The organism is Alkalibacillus haloalkaliphilus, from assembly GCF_007991275.1.
Classification (GTDB): Bacteria; Bacillota; Bacilli; order Bacillales; family Alkalibacillaceae; genus Alkalibacillus; species Alkalibacillus haloalkaliphilus.
Genome location: NZ_BJYA01000008.1, coordinates 1 through 16,184, shown reverse-complemented (window position 1 = coordinate 16,184; position 16,184 = coordinate 1). Strand labels below are relative to the sequence as shown.

Annotated in this window: 20 protein-coding genes; 15 read left to right on the top strand and 5 right to left on the bottom strand. The window is 36.9% G+C overall.

The genetic code is table 11. The annotated features are described in order from the left end of the window. The first annotated feature begins 28 nt into the window (after positions 1–28). Positions 29–805 (top strand): enoyl-ACP reductase FabI, encoded by a 777-nt coding sequence (gene fabI, locus AHA02nite_RS06935; protein ID WP_146815729.1) that lies wholly within the window; start codon positions 29–31, stop codon positions 803–805. A 128-nt stretch (positions 806–933) separates the two neighbouring features. Next, positions 934–1,320, top strand: coding sequence for a CotO family spore coat protein (locus tag AHA02nite_RS06930; RefSeq protein ID WP_146815727.1), 387 nt, complete (start codon positions 934–936; stop codon positions 1,318–1,320). A gap of 106 nt (positions 1,321–1,426) precedes the next feature. Here the strand turns inward: AHA02nite_RS06930 and AHA02nite_RS06925 are convergent, their stop codons facing one another. Further along, on the bottom strand, positions 1,427–1,885 hold the full coding sequence (locus tag AHA02nite_RS06925; RefSeq protein ID WP_146815725.1) for a CotY/CotZ family spore coat protein: 459 nt from the start codon (positions 1,883–1,885) through the stop codon (positions 1,427–1,429). 208 nt (positions 1,886–2,093) lie between these two features. Here AHA02nite_RS06925 and AHA02nite_RS06920 point away from each other — a divergent pair, with 208 nt between their 5' ends. From AHA02nite_RS06920 to AHA02nite_RS06885, 8 genes are all read left to right on the top strand, one after another. After that, on the top strand, positions 2,094–2,318 hold the full coding sequence (locus AHA02nite_RS06920; protein ID WP_146815723.1) for a hypothetical protein: 225 nt from the start codon (positions 2,094–2,096) through the stop codon (positions 2,316–2,318). 146 nt (positions 2,319–2,464) lie between these two features. Then, a complete protein-coding gene (locus AHA02nite_RS15105; protein ID WP_218025405.1) occupies positions 2,465–2,656 on the top strand; it encodes a hypothetical protein in 192 nt (63 codons plus the stop codon). 63 nt (positions 2,657–2,719) lie between these two features. Further along, a complete protein-coding gene (locus AHA02nite_RS06915) occupies positions 2,720–3,034 on the top strand; it encodes a hypothetical protein (protein WP_146815721.1) in 315 nt (104 codons plus the stop codon). Positions 3,035–3,068: 34 nt separating this feature from the next. Next, on the top strand, positions 3,069–3,965 hold the full coding sequence (locus AHA02nite_RS06910) for an MBL fold metallo-hydrolase (RefSeq protein ID WP_146815719.1): 897 nt from the start codon (positions 3,069–3,071) through the stop codon (positions 3,963–3,965). 258 nt (positions 3,966–4,223) lie between these two features. Next, positions 4,224–4,667: a VOC family protein gene (locus tag AHA02nite_RS06905; RefSeq protein WP_146815717.1), complete on the top strand. Its 444-nt coding sequence runs from the start codon at positions 4,224–4,226 to the stop codon at positions 4,665–4,667. Between the two features lie 174 nt (positions 4,668–4,841). Then, positions 4,842–5,201, top strand: coding sequence for a DUF3221 domain-containing protein (locus tag AHA02nite_RS06900; RefSeq protein WP_146815715.1), 360 nt, complete (start codon positions 4,842–4,844; stop codon positions 5,199–5,201). A 119-nt stretch (positions 5,202–5,320) separates the two neighbouring features. Continuing rightward, entirely contained in the window at positions 5,321–5,896 is a 576-nt protein-coding gene (locus AHA02nite_RS06895; RefSeq protein WP_146815713.1) for a SurA N-terminal domain-containing protein, read from the top strand. Between the two features lie 914 nt (positions 5,897–6,810). Next, positions 6,811–7,107 carry a hypothetical protein gene (locus AHA02nite_RS06885; RefSeq protein ID WP_146815709.1) on the top strand — a complete coding sequence of 99 codons (297 nt, stop codon included), beginning with the start codon at positions 6,811–6,813 and terminating at the stop codon, positions 7,105–7,107. A gap of 112 nt (positions 7,108–7,219) precedes the next feature. On the opposite strand, the gene AHA02nite_RS06880 is transcribed toward AHA02nite_RS06885, so the two are convergent. The 4 genes from AHA02nite_RS06880 to AHA02nite_RS06865 form a co-directional block, all read right to left on the bottom strand. Then, positions 7,220–7,909 (bottom strand): DUF421 domain-containing protein, encoded by a 690-nt coding sequence (locus tag AHA02nite_RS06880; RefSeq protein ID WP_307724919.1) that lies wholly within the window; start codon positions 7,907–7,909, stop codon positions 7,220–7,222. Positions 7,910–8,198: 289 nt separating this feature from the next. After that, positions 8,199–8,627, bottom strand: a complete 429-nt coding sequence (locus AHA02nite_RS06875; RefSeq protein ID WP_146815705.1) for a GNAT family N-acetyltransferase — start codon at positions 8,625–8,627, stop codon at positions 8,199–8,201. 6 nt (positions 8,628–8,633) lie between these two features. After that, positions 8,634–9,146: a YjcG family protein gene (locus AHA02nite_RS06870; protein ID WP_146815756.1), complete on the bottom strand. Its 513-nt coding sequence runs from the start codon at positions 9,144–9,146 to the stop codon at positions 8,634–8,636. A gap of 118 nt (positions 9,147–9,264) precedes the next feature. Beyond that, positions 9,265–9,990, bottom strand: coding sequence for an alpha/beta hydrolase (locus AHA02nite_RS06865; RefSeq protein WP_146815703.1), 726 nt, complete (start codon positions 9,988–9,990; stop codon positions 9,265–9,267). 128 nt (positions 9,991–10,118) lie between these two features. On the opposite strand from AHA02nite_RS06865, the gene AHA02nite_RS06860 reads away from it, so the two are divergent. The 5 genes from AHA02nite_RS06860 (at position 10,119) to AHA02nite_RS06840 (ending at position 16,037) form a co-directional block, all read left to right on the top strand. Continuing rightward, complete coding sequence (locus AHA02nite_RS06860; protein WP_146815701.1) at positions 10,119–10,679, top strand: phosphatidylglycerophosphatase A family protein; 561 nt, start codon at positions 10,119–10,121, stop codon at positions 10,677–10,679. Positions 10,680–10,681: 2 nt separating this feature from the next. After that, the gene (locus AHA02nite_RS06855) at positions 10,682–11,863 is read left to right on the top strand and encodes an acetyl-CoA C-acetyltransferase (protein WP_146815699.1); all 1,182 of its coding nucleotides are present in this window, start codon (positions 10,682–10,684) and stop codon (positions 11,861–11,863) included. A gap of 93 nt (positions 11,864–11,956) precedes the next feature. Further along, the gene (locus AHA02nite_RS06850; RefSeq protein WP_146815697.1) at positions 11,957–13,567 is read left to right on the top strand and encodes an MDR family MFS transporter; all 1,611 of its coding nucleotides are present in this window, start codon (positions 11,957–11,959) and stop codon (positions 13,565–13,567) included. Positions 13,568–13,690: 123 nt separating this feature from the next. After that, on the top strand, positions 13,691–14,218 hold the full coding sequence (locus AHA02nite_RS06845; RefSeq protein WP_146815695.1) for a sigma-70 family RNA polymerase sigma factor: 528 nt from the start codon (positions 13,691–13,693) through the stop codon (positions 14,216–14,218). After that, the gene (locus tag AHA02nite_RS06840; RefSeq protein ID WP_146815693.1) at positions 14,205–16,037 is read left to right on the top strand and encodes a leucine-rich repeat domain-containing protein; all 1,833 of its coding nucleotides are present in this window, start codon (positions 14,205–14,207) and stop codon (positions 16,035–16,037) included. Before AHA02nite_RS06845 ends, AHA02nite_RS06840 begins: the two co-directional genes overlap by 14 nt. Positions 16,038–16,184 lie beyond the last annotated feature (147 nt).

Sequence of the window (16,184 nt, the reverse complement as noted above, 5' to 3'; positions counted from 1 at the left end):
TTCTATGACTGACTAGGAGGTCAATCAAATGAATTTTTCATTAGAAGGTAAAACATATGTCGTAATGGGTGTAGCAAACAGACGCAGTATTGCTTGGGGGATTGCTCAAGCATTACATGATGCAGGTGCGCGTCTAATCTTTACTTATGCCAATGAACGTTTCGAAAAACCTGTACGTGACTTAGCAAAGACATTAGATCGAGATGATTCTCTATTTTATGAGTGTGACGTAACAGATGATGACGCAATCAATACAACATTCGAGAACATCAAAAATGATGTAGGTGTCATTCATGGATTAGCTCACTGTATTGCATTTGCAAACCGTGATGAACTTAAAGGTGAATTCATTGATACATCACGTGATGGCTTCTTACTAGCGCATAACATTAGTGCATTCTCATTAGCTGCCGTATCTCGTGCTGCTAAAGATGTCATGACAGAAGGCGGAAGCATCGTAACACTCACTTATTTAGGTGGCGAGCGTGTTGTTGAGAACTACAACGTAATGGGTGTAGCAAAAGCCAGCTTAGATGCGACGATGAAATATGCAGCTAACGATTTAGGTAAGTATGGAATCCGTGTAAACGCAATCTCAGCTGGTCCAATTCGTACGCTATCAGCAAAAGGTGTTGGCGACTTTAACTCAATTTTACAAGAGATTTCAGAGCGTGCACCATTGCGTAAACCAGTTACACAAGAAGAGGTTGGCGACGTTGCTTATTTCTTAATGAGTAATTTATCTCGTGGTATGACAGGTGAAATTTTACACGTCGATAGCGGTTATAGCATTTTAGGTCGATAAGAACTTTTAACTTTCAAATAGCAAAGTGTTTTCTGTTAATCTGGAAGCACTTTGTTTTTTAATGCTCACTCCTCTAGGCATTTATGCATAAGATAAGGTGAAAAGAAGTCAAGAGAGGAGATTGACTCATGCCGGATCATAAAGTGAAGCCACCGCTTTTATTTATTTCGCAAAACTCTGAGAGTAACCCTTCTGCCAAAGCACAATCATATTTTTATAGCAACAATGAAAATGTGATAGACATTGAGCCTAAAGAGGAAGAAAAGAAGGAAAGTGTTGCATCTAAGCGAAGGAAGTTTCAAGACATGTCAGTTGAAGAGAGACTTAGATATATGGTTGATATGCCTAGCATTCTCCCAAAAATGAAATGCGAAGTTCAAACTGACAATAACAAATATATTGGAACGATTGAGAAGTGTGATGAAGACATATTAATGTTACGAACGGTGGATCAAGGTTTTCGCGTGAAGATAAAACGGGGAGATATCGTAGACGTACAGTTAGTAGGCTTTTAGTTAAGAAAGGCAACTAGGGAGGAGTCGCCTAGTTGCCTTTCTTTTTTAGATACTAAAAACGAGCCTGCTATTAATATAGCAGACTCGTTAAATGTGCGCGGTAATATTAAAGTGCGTTAATAGCCGGTAAACAAGTTACGTGGCAGAAGCACTCTAAATCAACTGTGATGCAAATACCTGTTGCGCGTAGGTTGGCGGTTTTTTGCTTAGTTGGATCCGGTGCGCCTGTGTGCGAGTCAGAAGGGTCGCGTAATAACTCTAACGTTGCACAGTTATCGTCGTCGATGCTGTTAACACGGAAATAAAAGCTGTCTACAACAGTCCTTTGTTGATCATTGCGGACACCATACCCCTTAAATGGGTCACATTTACAGTATAGTAATACTGGAACTGTATCTAAACTGTTGGGTGCAGTAGTGTCACCTCGTAAATCTTGTATTGACTGTTCACAACTAATATCGCAATCGTCATCGACAATATCATCTTGTGCATCAACGATCTGGCGTAGAATATCGGCTACGCAGTTAGTATCTTCTTCAATACGACGCTTATCTCGACAAGTCATAAGCAAGCTCCTTTCTTATTGGTCAATATTGACTCTTGTTACGATAATAATGTATGCATTTTACCCATATAGGTGTGGGCATTCGCCAAAAAAGTTTCGAAGGGTTAAATTAAAGGATTTGGAAAATATAGGTCATCAACCTATGCTAATTTTAAAGTACTGAATATACTAGTTAACGAAACGCCTAACACTTAAAGGAGTGAAAAGCATGTCCGATTCTAAAAAAGAAATCCACGTAAAGGACTTAATTATTAGAGCTGATAATGTTCATTTCGAGTCCCCTGAAAGAGAATCTCATCCATGGTTTGGCCCTCGCATGGATGAAGAGCCTCGTCATGAGGAAATGGAGGAAATGGTGTCAGAAGATGTAGAAATGAAAGAGGACGATCAAGACGATGGTGAAGAGAGACGTCCACCGTTTTTCTGGATTTAATCGATACGTAGGAACTCGGATTTAGTCCGAGTTCTTTTTTTATAGGGCTTTATTCTTGATAAAGAACAAAATAAGACAGTTTTTTTATGGAAAAATTATATAACGCACAAAGTTAGACAAAATTTTTGAAAAAGGTGTGATAATCTATGCCTGACCGATTCATTCTCCTAATGAACCATTTGAAGCAATTGACTAAGCAATTAAACCAATCACCCCAACAAAAATACGACAAACAGACGAGTGAATACTATAAGTGGGAGAAAATGTTAGAAGGTGATGCGCAAAAGATTGAAAAGTGGATGGCAGATTTAGAGAAGAAAATCGACAAACCGAAGTAACCTGAGACGAATAAGTATAAGTAATAACGGGAATAGGATTAATATAAGAAGGAGGTTGGTCATATGGGATACATTTTGCCAGTTGATCAACATCAATATAGTCAATACCACAGAAGAGTAGCTGGTGAAACGAAGTCTCCATTCGTAATCGAAAGACCATTTCGTGTAGAATTAGAGACGAGGCGTAAACATCCGTTCGAATATGCTGAAGAAAGAAGAAGGATGAGCTTACGTTATAACAATCAAAACAGTCCTAAAAATGGTAAACAAGCAGAAACTGAGCAGCTTTACACCCCAGGATCTATGGCAAACCAATCTGCTGAGAGAAATTTTTCTAAAATAACAGGAAAAGGTCAATACTTTAGCGAAAGCATTTAATTAAGCCAGTCCGCTAAAGAAAGGATTCTAGTCTATGAAAATGAATCGATTAAATAATAATTGTTACTACTTCTCAAGCTCCGTCAATGTTGGCTATGTGCATGAAGGAAATAATGGACTGATCATTGATGCTGCCATTGACCAATCGGCTATTAGAAAAGTCGTGCGTCAATTAGAAGAAGCAGAGTTACCGATTACTCATTTATTTATTACACACGCACATGCAGATCATTATGGCGGAGCAGCTTATTTAAAAAAACATTACGATGTTAAAGTTATGGCACCTAAATTAGAAGCGGCGATCGTTGAGAATCCGATCATTGAGCCGATCTATATGTTTCAAGGTAATACACCAGTTGAAGAGCTTAGAAATAAGTTTTTAGAAGGTCCTCCAGTTGAAGTGGATTTAATCGTCGATGAAGGTGAACAAAATATAGATGGGTTTAATATAGAATTTATCGCAACCCCAGGACATAGCTATCACCAATTTGCGCTTGCAACAAAAGGCATACTGTATGCTGCTGATAGTTATTTTGGTAAAAAAGAGTTAAACAAGCATAAAATTCCGTACATTACGTGTGCAAAAGACACGATTGAGAGCCTAGAAAAAATAAAAGATAAAGTTTATGATGGTGCTGTACCAGGGCATGGGCCTTATGAAGAGGACTTTAAAAGTACTATTCAGTATAATATTGAATATCACCAAAACATTTTAAGTTCAGTAAAGGAAATGCTTGATCGCTCGGCACATGGTTTATCTCATGAAGATATCGTGTCGTTTATGTGTGCTCGACATGATGTTAAAGCCGATCAACTCTCAATGTTTATGCTGTTTAGGACAGCTGTGTCTGCTTACGTACGAGCATTAGTTGAGGATAATAAAGCTAAGTTTGAAATTGAAAATTTTCGCGTCATGATAAAACCGGTTTAAAAGTCCCCGGTTAGATTAACGGTTCCGTTCATATACACACAGACAAAAAACCTACTATTTCACACGTGAATTCTTATGCAAATTCACGTGTTTTATTTTGCTGATATATTAAGGAGTTATAGGGATTAGTAAATTATGTTAAAGTTAATATAAGAGATGGAAAAATTTATTAACAAATGTACTTAAAGTAACGGAGCAGGGTTATTTGGTGAAAGTTGAATGATCTAAAAATATAAACTTATTAAATGGAGGGTAAAAATGAATAGATTAAATCTTATTACACTTGGTACAAAGGATATTGTAAAATCACATAATTTTTTTAAGGAGCTTGGATTTGACACATCAATTAGAGGACCAGAATCAAATCCTTTCATTATTTTTTTTAGAAATGAAGGAACAAGAATAGCCTTGTACCCACTAGAAGAACTCGCCAAAGATGTAAATGAAGACAATCCTCCAACAATATCAAATGGGTTTCCAGGAATAACATTAGCCTATAATGCAAAGTCAATGGCAGAAGTTGACGAAGTTTTAAAGATGGCTGAGATAGCTGGAGCTACCATTGAAAAGGAGCCCAAAAAGACTGATTGGGGTGGATATGGAGGTTACTTCACCGACCTTGATGGTTACTATTGGGAAGTTGCCTATGGAGAGGATTGGGAGTTTGATGAATCTGATATGTTAATTATTACTGACCAATAAAAAAGCTTGTTAATTAATATTTAAATTACAGAGCGCAAGAGATTAAAAAGGCGATCAATTAAATTGGTCGTCCTTTTTTAATGATTTAATTGTTGGAATATTATGTTAACATTAAAACAGTAACTTTTACCAAAGCAACATCGCCTTATCTAAAAAGAGGGAGGTCATTATTTTATGAAAAGACTAATTTTTACTATGTTTTTATTCATATTAGTTTTTGCTTTATTAGGGTGTTCAGGTTCTGAAAAGTCGGAGGAACTAGACGGAACAGTTAAGTTTGAAGGAACTGTTATCGGTGGTGAAAGTGATTCTAGTTTCCTATTCGTTGAAGAATTCGTGGAATTAAATCAAGGACTAACAGTTGAAGAAGCATATGAAAAGTATGATAGCGCATTATTGTATTCATTTTCATTTGAAAAAGATAAATTGGCTGAATTTAAAATAGGAGATAAAGTAATAGTTTGGGCACCAGATGAATTTTACGATACCGAACCCCAAGGTGGAACTGCTGAGAGGGTTGAGATTGTAGAATAGATATTGTGCTAACGGGGTCGATTGTTCTATATAAGTGATCGACCTTGAGCTAACGAAGCAGTTAGTGGAAGATGGTTTGTTATAAAAAGAACGGAACTTAGAGAGTTAGGGGTTAAATTATGCACAAGTTAATTAGTTTTATTGCAATGATAAGCATAAGTTTCATGGTTGGATGCTATGATTCAACTAAATTTGATCATGATGATGTCGCTGCTAACGTAAGAGGGGAAGAAATAACGGTGGGGGACGTTCGCTTTTTTATGGAGGTGGAAGATGAAGAATTACCTGATAAAATTGAAACATTTGTCGAAGAAACTTTGATTATTCAAGAAGCTAAAGAAATGGATATTGATGTCATGGAAGAAGTGGAAATAGCAGTTGAAACACATAGTCTCTTCCCTTTCCAAGATGAAGAGGGGATACTTGAAGATAGTAGAGACTTTATGAAAAAAGAAAGAGAGTTTGCAGAAGCACAGGCTGACCGTTTTGATATGGAACCTAAAGAATATTATAAGGAATATACAAAGAAAAGTGCAGGGCGACAAGCATATATTTATGGGTTCTTTGATGAGCATATGGGTGATTATTCACCTGAAACCGAAGAAGATGTTGAAAAAATAAATGAAAAATACCAACGCTTATTGAATGAACTGATAGAAGAAAACGATGATGACATTGAGATACTAATCAAATAACGAGTAAATAGTTTGCCTTTCAACTATTGCGGGCTAGAGTTGAATAAAGAGGTTTGTTCTTATCAGGTTGGTAAGAAAAAGAAGTTTTATTTCTTTCTAGGGGGTAATAATGAATATTTTATTGTATTTTATTGGTCCAATATTAGTCGTTCTAATTCTTAATCCAATTTTGTCGTCAATGTATAAAGATGAAGAAAAAAACGATAAAGGTTTTGTACTAAATTATCATAGATTAACTTATAGAAGAAAGATGATACGCACTTTATGGGGAATTCCATTTATTACGCTATTGTTTCTTGTTATATACTGGATAGGAGATTTATCTTCAATTGAGTATATAATCCTCGGTATAGTTTTCTTTTCACTCTTATTAATGGGCTTCGTTCACAATTATGTGAAATGGATTAAAAATGAAAAGTATGTATAACAAATTGTGCAAATTTGAACTAAAAGTAAAGGGGGCGATTGTTCGGTAAGAATAATCGCTCTTGAATTAACGGAGCAGGATAGTTTAGGAGAAATTAGTTATTAAAAAATCAAATTCCATTATTAAACCAAGGAGGGAATGTATTGGATAAAAAAATAAGTCTGATTTTAGGGTCTGTATTCATTTTAACCAGTGGACTAATTTTTACGATTGAAAGGTTAAGTAGATACGTCTATTGGTCTGCACAAATAAACACTGGACAGTTTGCAACTAATCCAAAAACAATACCTATATTAGATAACCTTTTTATAGCGTTATTCTTCCTTATTGGAATTATCTTTTTTGTCGTGTTCTTTAAAAGGGAAAGTCATTAAACTAACGGGTGCGTTAATTGAAGAACTTTTCCTTAATCCACTAACGAAGCAGGTTAGTGAAATAGTAGTTGTATTAACAGTCTTTATAATGATAAAGAGGTGTTTGTGAAAAAATGTATATTATTGGGCTTTATAGTATGATGTTGCTTGCCTTCCTTTTAGGTTGGTATGGAGAAAATATTGCGTACTTTTTCGAAGAACATCTAACTGTTTTAAACACACTTCTGGTTGTAACGGTGGTAAGTATTGCTTTATTTATCATTGCGTACATTATAGGAACGATTTTATTAGCTAAGGGAAAAGTAAAACCAAAGATGTACATGTTTTTCTTCACTGTTAATATTGTTGTTGGGTTACTCGTATCAGTTCGATCTATATTCTTTTTAGCAATGGGGTGGCAATTATTGTAGTACTTGGTGTAGATGATTGTTATTGTTCTAACAGAGTGTATTATTAATTAGAACTTCAGATAAATGGAAGTTCTAATTTATCATGAAAAATCATATTGTTCTGTACGAAAGTCTAGTAAGGCATGACATACAATCCTTTTTCTTGTGTCCACTCAGCGTACATAATGTCTTGAATGGTTAACCCTTGTTGTTCGACTTCTCTTTCAACATCTTCTAAGCCCCATGAAATCTCTTTTAAGTTCTCATCGACGATTTCACCATCTGAAATAATTGAGATCGGCAGTTCAACACTTTTAGGCGTTTGATTTAAGATTTCATTTGTTGGTACTTGGTGAATAAACTTTTTAAGAACATTTACCGTGCCGTTTGTTTCAAGAACTGCATACTCAACTTCTTGGATTGAGAAGACATTTTTGTCCCTTAATAAATGCATAAATTGGTTCATATCAAGTTTTGCTTCTTTTAATAAATCTTTTTGAATTTCTCCGCGTCGAATAATTAGAGATGGTGAACCTTCTAGAGGTTTACGCATTTTCCGATATTTATTCGTAATCGTCTCTATCGTGTATAATAATATCCCCCATAAAGTGACAGCGAACAAAATCATACTAATGCCAATTTCTTTATCGTAAAGCGCGTTACCAATCAGTTCACCTAAAATGATGGCTGCAATAAAATCAAAAGGGGTAATTTGTGTGATTTGTGACTTACCTAACACTTTAGTTAATGCAAATAAAGCGGCAAATCCTACGATTGTTTCCATAGTAATTCGTACGAAGTCCATTGGTTCAGTACCCAACACAAAAACCCCCTTTATCAATAGTCAATTAATATTATTTGAGGGCTAGGCTTTTTCATTCATTTAAGTGAAAGTAAATTTTTGTTCTAGTTCGTTAGTATATATTTTTTAACTCAACTCAACCTATAACTAATGGCACCAAATGAGGAAGGGGGAAGTGGCTGTGAACATGCAAGGGAAGATGACGTTAATATTAGTCCTTGTTGGGTCTGGACTCGCTATTTTTTGGCTAGGATATCATTTACTTATTTGATTATATAAAAAATAAAACCGCCAATTAAGGCGGTTTTATTTATAAGTCTTTTACCATTGTCACATGTGGGATCCCAGCATCCATAAATTCATCAGATACGGTTTCGTAACCGAGTTTCTTATAAAAGTCTTCAGCGTATGTCTGTGCGTTTAGCTTTGACTTCGTGAAACCTTTAGAGCGAATGACATCTTCCATTGCTAAAATGATGTCTCGTCCAAAACCATTGCCACGCTCTTCTTCTAATACAGCAATTCGTTCTAACTTGCCAAACTCGTCGACAAAGCGCAGTCGACTTGCTGCAACCGGGCGTCTTTCTAACGTGTAGCCAACAAAATGAATGGCATGATCATCATGCTCATCCATTTCTTCTTCAAATGGTACATTTTGCTCCTCTACGAAGACGACTTTACGAATGTCGAAAGCTTCATCTTTTTGTCTTTTCGTTTCTACTTCTTGCACGTTCAGCATGAATAATTACTCCTTACCAAACTTAAATGTTTCATGTACAGTCCAGCTACCGTCATCTAACTGGTAAAGTAACTGGAAGCGGTCAACTGTGTCTTTTAAATCGAATTGTGAAAGTCTTAAGCTACCGTATACGTCAGAGTGTTCGTCTTCTGATAAATCTTGACTGATTGTAATATGCGGTACAAACTTATGCGCACGCTCTTGAGGGAATGGTTCCTCATGCATTTTGTTACTTAAATAAGTTAGCTCTTCATTGTCTTCCACTTTTAAATATACTGTGTGAGTAATTGGACTAAATGAACTTACACGGTTAATTTCGATATCGAAAGGGTCCATTTCATCTGCAAGCTTTTGACAAGCATCTTCCACCTGTTTAATTTCACCTTCTGTTGCTTGAAAATGTTCCTTTAACGTAATATGCGGTGGAATTAATGAGTAACGCGGGTCATATCTCATCCTGTAAGAGTTTGCTACATCTTGTATGTGTTTTGATGGAAATATTGCAATTCCATAAGTCACTGGTGTCATGAATAAATCCCTCCATATTTCAAATAAGTATTTTCCGATAAAACTGATTAACGAAGTATAGATTATATTATAACAGAAAAACCTTGGAAAAATCGCCCCTATATTGTGCCTATTTTCCGAAAATATTTTCGATTGCGTTTGGTAAGTCTTTCTGCCATTGTTTCCACGTATGATTTCCTTCTAACTCTTTATAAGTATAGTCGGAAACACGTTCTTCTAATAGGTTGTTCATGTCACGGTTTGGATTTAAGAAATCATCGATGTCACCATAAGTCGTTTCAACTTCTTCTTCATCTAAACCAATCGTATGATAAATGGACATCGTTTCAATTTCATCTGTTTCTTTAATAAGCTTTTCGACACGCTCATCGTAATAAGGTGACTGCATAATGACTTTTCCGAAAGTGTTCGGATATTTTAATGCTGTCATTAGCGACACCGTTCCACCTAGAGAGTCCCCCATTAATGCTCTGCATGATTTCACATGATAACTCGGCAATTCTTTATCTAAAACAGGAACAACTTCAAAGCGTAAAAACTTCATGTAATCTTCCTGTTTATCGCTTTCTGGATGATATTTGTGCCAACGATCGTCACGATCTTTATAATGGATGCCACAAAAAATGGTGTTCTCAATTTTGCCTTCTTTATGCAACTTGTCACTCACGCGCGCTAATCGTCCAAGTTGATAATAATCATCACCATCTTGCACGATGCATAAGTGGTATTTGTATAGTGTTGAATAATTTTCAGGTCGGTAAATATTAATCGTAAATGTTTCATTCATATATTCACTTTCGATTTCTCGTTCAACCATTGAACCGTCTCTAGCCAAGTTGGATACCTCCAGTTGTAGTTGTAGTTGGTTTTGTTTTATTTTACCACATATAAATAAAATCGCGAATTTTACGATTTGTCCAACTCCTTGCGCGTGGTATAATTAGGAAAAGGAGGAGGAGAAGGATGACGACTTATTCGAACCACATTCGTAGCAAAGAAGTAGAAAATGCAGCTCGAGAATGTTTAGAAAAACGTGGCGTATCTATTTCTAGTATTGCAGAAATTGTTTATCAAATGCAAAAACCTTACAATGAATCGTTAACTTTTGAATATTGCGTAGAAAGTGTTAATCGTGTGTTAGAGAAACGAGAGATTCAACATGCATTGTTAGTCGGAGTCGAATTAGATCAATTGGCTGAAAAAGGCCAACTATCTGAACCTCTACAATCATTAGTTGCTCAAGATGAAGGGCTTTTCGGGGTTGACGAAACGATTGCCTTCGGAGCGGCGTTAGGATATGGCAGTATCTCAGTTACGACATTTGGATATTTAGATAAAGAAAAATTCGGGGTCATAAAACAACTAGACTCTAAAGAAGGTGGACAGTGCCATACCTTTTTAGATGATATGGTTGGCAGTATTGCCGCTAATGCATCTAGTCGTATTGCGCACCGATTGCGTGATATGGAAGATGGCTTAAGTGATCATGAAATAGAAATGCGCGATCAAGAGGAGAGGTATTAAATATGGAAAAAGTATATTTAATTGATGGAGCTAGAACATCATTTACAGCTTTTGGTGGATCTTTTGTTAATACGGATGCAGTTGAGTTAGGGACTGCTACCGCTAAGGCAGCTTTGGAACGTTCGAATGTACAAGCTAATGATGTTGATCATGTTATTTACGGTAATGTGATTCATTCAGGCAAAAATGCAGCCTACTTAGCGCGCCATATTGGACTATACAGTGGTGTGCCACAAGAAGTACCAGCATTAACGTTAAACCGTTTATGTGGGTCAGGCTTACAGTCGGTTGTTACAAGTGCGCAACATATTAAGTTAGGTGAAGCGGGCATAGTGTTAGCTGGCGGGTCAGATAATATGTCACAGTCGCCTTTTTCAAATTTTAAGCAACGTTTTAACGGTGTGAAAATGGGCAACATGCAATTTGATGACATGTTACAAGCGACGTTGACTGACCAATATACTGGAAATGGCATGGGTATGACAGCTGAGAAATTAGCAGACATTCATAACCTTACTCGTGAAGAACAAGATGCTTATTCAGTACAATCACATGAAAGAGCGACTCGAGCAGTGGAAAATGGCTATTTTGAAGAAGAAATCGCACCAGTAACGGTCAAAACACGAAAAGGTGAAATTGAAGTCGCAAAAGATGAACATATTAAACCCGATTCAACTTTAGAGACGTTAGGGAAACTAAAGCCTGTCTTTAAACAAGACGGTACAGTGACAGCGGCTAACTCTTCAGGTATTAATGACGGTGCTGCAAGTGTCGTTGTTGCAGGAGAAGAAGCGGTTAGTAACCACGGTTTAACACCGATGGCTGAGATTAAATCTTGGAGTGTTGCAGGTGTCGACCCGACGATTATGGGTATTGGCCCAGTGCCAGCGATTAAGCAAGCGTTAGAGCGTGCTAATTTAACGATTGAAGATATGGATCTAGTCGAAGTGAATGAAGCGTTCGCTGCTCAGTACTTAGCGGTTGAAAAAGAACTTGGCTTAGATCGTGATAAAACGAATGTTAATGGTGGCGCGATTGCATTAGGTCATCCAGTCGGAGCAAGTGGTACACGCGTCTTATTAAGTGCAGCTTATGAATTGAAAAGAAGAGAAGGTCGTTATGCCGTTGTAAGCTTGTGTATTGGCGGCGGACAAGGCATTGCGATGGTTATTGAAAACAAATAATAGCGTAAAAGGACCACTCTAAAAACTGGAGTGGTTCTCTTTTTTATGGTATAATTTCGAGTATCGAAATAAAATTGGGAGAGGTACATACATATGGTGGCAGTTCAAACGACGAATCAAATTACGGGGAAAAGAAAATGGTGGGCTTTAGCGACTGTTATGATGACGATGTTTTTCGCATCGATGAATCAGACCGTCGTATCAACAGCGATTCCAACGATTGTTAGTGATTTAAGTGGGTTTGAGTATTATGCATGGTTGTTTAGCGCATTTATGATTACATCGGCTGTAACGGTTCCAATCTACGGAAAACTATCAGATGTTTATGGAAGACGCCCTTTTTATTTATTTGGGTTAATCGTTTTTGCGATTGGTTCAGTGCTAGCTGGTCTTGCTGAATCAATGATGTGGTTAATCGTAGCACGAGCGATTCAAGGAATTGGTGCTGGTGCGATGATGACGATGCCGAATGCGACGATCGGTGATATTTTTAACCCGAAAGAACGCGGTAAATGGATGGGTGTATTAGGTGTCGTATTTGGTATATCAAGCATCATCGGCCCTACACTAGGCGGATTTATTACCCAACAATTTGGCTGGGAGTGGGTCTTCTTCGTTAACTTACCATTTGCTGTATTGGCAATTCTCGGCGTTTATTTTACATTGCCAAAAGTTAAAACAGAAGACCAAGTGAAAGTCGATTGGACGGGAAGCTTTTTATTAATTGCTGGTTTACTGCCAATTATGATTGGATTAACTTGGGTAGGCGATCGGTTTGGATGGACAGATTGGCAAGTCGTCACGGTCTTTATTGTCGGTATAGTTATTTTAACGATTTTTGTTTTATTCGAACGCCGTGTGAAAGATGCGATTATTGAAATGTCGTTTTTTAAAAATAAAATATTCTCGATTACAGTTGTGCTCGCCTTATTCGTGACGATGGCGATGTTCGGTACGATCATGTTCTTACCATTATATATTCAAGGAGTAGTCGGCCTTACAGTACAACAAAGTGGGATCGTCATGACACCACTCATGCTAAGTTTTATTATCGGAGCAACATTAACTGGTCAACTCATGTCACGTACAGGAACGTATAAGCGATATGCGTTTGTCGGCGCGACGCTCATGTTAATTGGTTTATTTTTATTTAACCAAATGGATGTTCATACGTCGTTTTGGACCGTCATGCTTAATATGGCAGTGTTCGGAATTGGAATTGGCTCACTTATGCCGATTATGAACGTGTCAGTGCAAAATGCTTTCCCTTATAAACAGATGGGGCAAGTCAATGCGAACTTACAATTCTCAAGATCACTTGCGGGGGTGATCGCTGCGCCAGTATTTGGTGCTATATTAAATGCGTGGTTTTTACGCCGTTTTAACGAAGTCGAGCCTTCAGGGTTTAATGAATTAAGTGATTCGGCCCAACAAGATATTTTAGCGATGGATCCACAGCAACTCATTACTCGGGAGGCGCAAGAAAGTGTGGAGTCGTCCTTTGCCGCGATCGGCCCAGAAGGTGAAGCGTTATATCAAGAATGGTTACACGCAATTCAATTGTCATTATCAAGTGGTATAAGCGCTTTGTTTTTTGTCGGCTTAATCTTTGCAGTGTTAACGCTGGTGTGCGTCATTTTCTTACCTGAATATAAGCTGCAAGAAGATGAATATTACGAAGAGGAAAAACAAGAATCGACATAGAATAATGGAAGGAGCACTCTCTTTGGGGGAGTGTTCTTTTTATTTTTTTAAAATTAAAATGAACGTTTTGCATGAGTCATAACTCTTATGTGTAGAGTTGCTTTTTATAAAGGGGGGAGAGGTTTGGATCTAAAGATCTTAGTCAAACAAGCAAAACAACAAAACCAAGATGCACTTATTGAATTAATTATGGCGCAAAAAGATGACTATTACCGATTAGCTTATGTTTACGTTAAAAATGAATCAGACGTACTCGATGCAATGCAAGACATGATTGTGACATGTTTTGAAAAAATCGATCAGCTCAAAGATCCAAACAAGTTTTATTCATGGAGTAAAACGATTTTAGTGAATGAATGTAAAAACATTTTAAGAAAGAAGAAAAAGGTCGTTCCAATGGAGAAGTTGAAGCAAGAACCTAAGGCAGATCGAACAAGTAGGCACGATGATTTGTTAGCTATTGAACAAGAAATTCACCATTTGAATGAAAAACAACAAGAAGCCATTAAATTGAGGTATGTTTTAGACCTTGATATTAAAACGATTGCAGCACTAACTGAAACGTCAGAAGGAACGGTGAAATCCCGATTATCGAATGGTATAAAAAAGCTCCGCGAAAAGTTAGGGGGTGTAGGGCATGAAGAGGCTTGAAGATTTGGCGAGACAAGACCGTGAGAAGTTAAATGAGTTGAAAGCACCTGGAAATTTAGAAGCTAAACTAACAGATGCTTTAAAAGAACGAACACACGAAGATGGAACAAAGCGTAAAAGAATGCACCCACTCCTACATGCAGCGATGGTGTTATTTTTACTAGGTGGATCATCATTTTTAGCACTGAGCGTTATTGGCAACGATTCAACTGATGAAGAGGAAGAAACAGAGGATGTGGTGGAAGAAGAGGAAGTCATTAATGAGAATGAGGAAGTAACATTTGAAGATGAAGTGATTGAAGAAGCGGTGAGAGGTGAACTTGAGATTAGGACTGGTGAGATTACGAAAGGCGATCTGAATGATTTGTTTCAATTGAATGCTGGGGGTGAATACACGCAAAGTCTAGGAGGATTAGAACATGCACCTAACCTAGAACGACTTAGCATAAAACTTAATGATTCAATTGATCTATCGATTTTAGAAGGATTGCCAAATTTAAAAGACTTGTATATAGGGGAAAGTGACTTTGATTCATCTATTTTACATGGCTTAGATCAACTTGAACAATTAACGATTAACAGCACAGAGATTGATGACTATTCATTTTTAGAAGGTATGACTAATTTGGAAGTGCTAGGATTACGCGGAACAGGATTAACAAGTTTAGAACCTGTCAGTCACTTGGAAAATTTAAAAAATCTTAATATCGCAAGTACAAGTATTTATAATGAGGAAGAAAATGAGTTAGAAGAGATATATAATTATGTGGACGATCTATCGCCACTCAGTAATTTAGAAGAGTTAGAAGTGTTTAGTGCAAGGAAAAATCAAATAAGCGATTTGACCCCTTTAGCTGAGCTTAGAAATTTGAGACAAATTAGGGTGAATAAAAATAGGGTAGATGATTTAACGCCATTACAACATTTAGAACAATTAGAAGATTTAACTCTTCTTAATAACGAAGTAGAAGACGTTACGCCGATTATTAATTTACCAAACTTAGAAAATTTAGTGTTAGGTGATAATAATATTACAGATGCATCACCATTAGGTAAGCTAGGCACATTAACAAGTCTAATGCTTTCAAATAACGAAATAGAAGATGTTAGCTTTGTAGAGCATTTAACGAACTTAACGAATTTCTATGCAGAGCGTAACAAGATTTCAAGTTTTCCTGATTTCAATGTCGAACATGACCATCATTTTTTTCTGAATTTATCGCATAATGACATTGATACAATCGATCCAGAACAACTATCGTCTATAAACAATCTTTATCATTTGGAGTTAGAGTATAATAACTTAACCGATTTATCGGTGTTTGAACATACTAACAGACTTGATCTTTATTTATATGGTAATGACATGAATGAAATGTTGAGAGGGCACCTAAAAGACTCTGACTTTCTGGAAAACAAAGATAACACCTATCTTGCTGAAAATGTAAGGTATAATGACGTTTCTCACCGTCATGGAAATATAGCAAGTACTGATGAGTTTAATAACGGTTCTCATACGATTTACCGTCTTTACCGACGCAACGTTTCCACTTTTGATATTCAAGTTTTAAACTTAGACGAAAGTGAAGAAAAAATCTACCATAGCTTTACGTTAGATTCTGGCATGGAAGAACCATTCAGAGTGAACGCTGAAGATGAAGGTTTAATTGACCCATTTGTCGAATACGACGTGCTTGAAGATGAGATGAAAGTGATGGTTACCCTCGGTGAAGTCGCACCTTTAGAAAACTTTGAAGGTTTAGAGCCAGGTGTTTATGAATGGGACTTAATTGAAGGAGAAGTTAATCAGGTAGAGTGATTTAAAGGAAGAGCCACGTTTGGATGTGGCTCTTTTTTTGTTAAGTGAGGTTGATGCTGGGGGGATTATTACCGAATAGGGGTGGATAGTTACCGAATAGGAGGAGTTAATACCGAATAGAGGGTGATAGTTACCGAATAGGAGGAG

Bases quoted from the DNA above. Each gene is read 5' to 3' on its own strand.
- AHA02nite_RS06895 (WP_146815713.1), top strand. From the start codon at position 5,321: ATGCACAAGTTAATTAGTTTTATTGCAATGATAAGCATAAGTTTCATG.
- AHA02nite_RS06925 (WP_146815725.1), bottom strand. From the start codon at position 1,885: ATGACTTGTCGAGATAAGCGTCGTATTGAAGAAGATACTAACTGCGTA.
- AHA02nite_RS06885 (WP_146815709.1), top strand. From the start codon at position 6,811: ATGTATATTATTGGGCTTTATAGTATGATGTTGCTTGCCTTCCTTTTA.
- AHA02nite_RS06850 (WP_146815697.1), top strand. From the start codon at position 11,957: ATGGTGGCAGTTCAAACGACGAATCAAATTACGGGGAAAAGAAAATGG.
- AHA02nite_RS06855 (WP_146815699.1), top strand. From the start codon at position 10,682: ATGGAAAAAGTATATTTAATTGATGGAGCTAGAACATCATTTACAGCT.
- AHA02nite_RS06905 (WP_146815717.1), top strand. From the start codon at position 4,224: ATGAATAGATTAAATCTTATTACACTTGGTACAAAGGATATTGTAAAA.
- AHA02nite_RS06840 (WP_146815693.1), top strand. From the start codon at position 14,205: ATGAAGAGGCTTGAAGATTTGGCGAGACAAGACCGTGAGAAGTTAAAT.
- AHA02nite_RS06875 (WP_146815705.1), bottom strand. From the start codon at position 8,627: ATGCTGAACGTGCAAGAAGTAGAAACGAAAAGACAAAAAGATGAAGCT.
- AHA02nite_RS06860 (WP_146815701.1), top strand. From the start codon at position 10,119: ATGACGACTTATTCGAACCACATTCGTAGCAAAGAAGTAGAAAATGCA.
- AHA02nite_RS06900 (WP_146815715.1), top strand. From the start codon at position 4,842: ATGAAAAGACTAATTTTTACTATGTTTTTATTCATATTAGTTTTTGCT.
- AHA02nite_RS06920 (WP_146815723.1), top strand. From the start codon at position 2,094: ATGTCCGATTCTAAAAAAGAAATCCACGTAAAGGACTTAATTATTAGA.
- fabI (WP_146815729.1), top strand. From the start codon at position 29: ATGAATTTTTCATTAGAAGGTAAAACATATGTCGTAATGGGTGTAGCA.
- AHA02nite_RS06915 (WP_146815721.1), top strand. From the start codon at position 2,720: ATGGGATACATTTTGCCAGTTGATCAACATCAATATAGTCAATACCAC.
- AHA02nite_RS06930 (WP_146815727.1), top strand. From the start codon at position 934: ATGCCGGATCATAAAGTGAAGCCACCGCTTTTATTTATTTCGCAAAAC.
- AHA02nite_RS15105 (WP_218025405.1), top strand. From the start codon at position 2,465: ATGCCTGACCGATTCATTCTCCTAATGAACCATTTGAAGCAATTGACT.
- AHA02nite_RS06910 (WP_146815719.1), top strand. From the start codon at position 3,069: ATGAAAATGAATCGATTAAATAATAATTGTTACTACTTCTCAAGCTCC.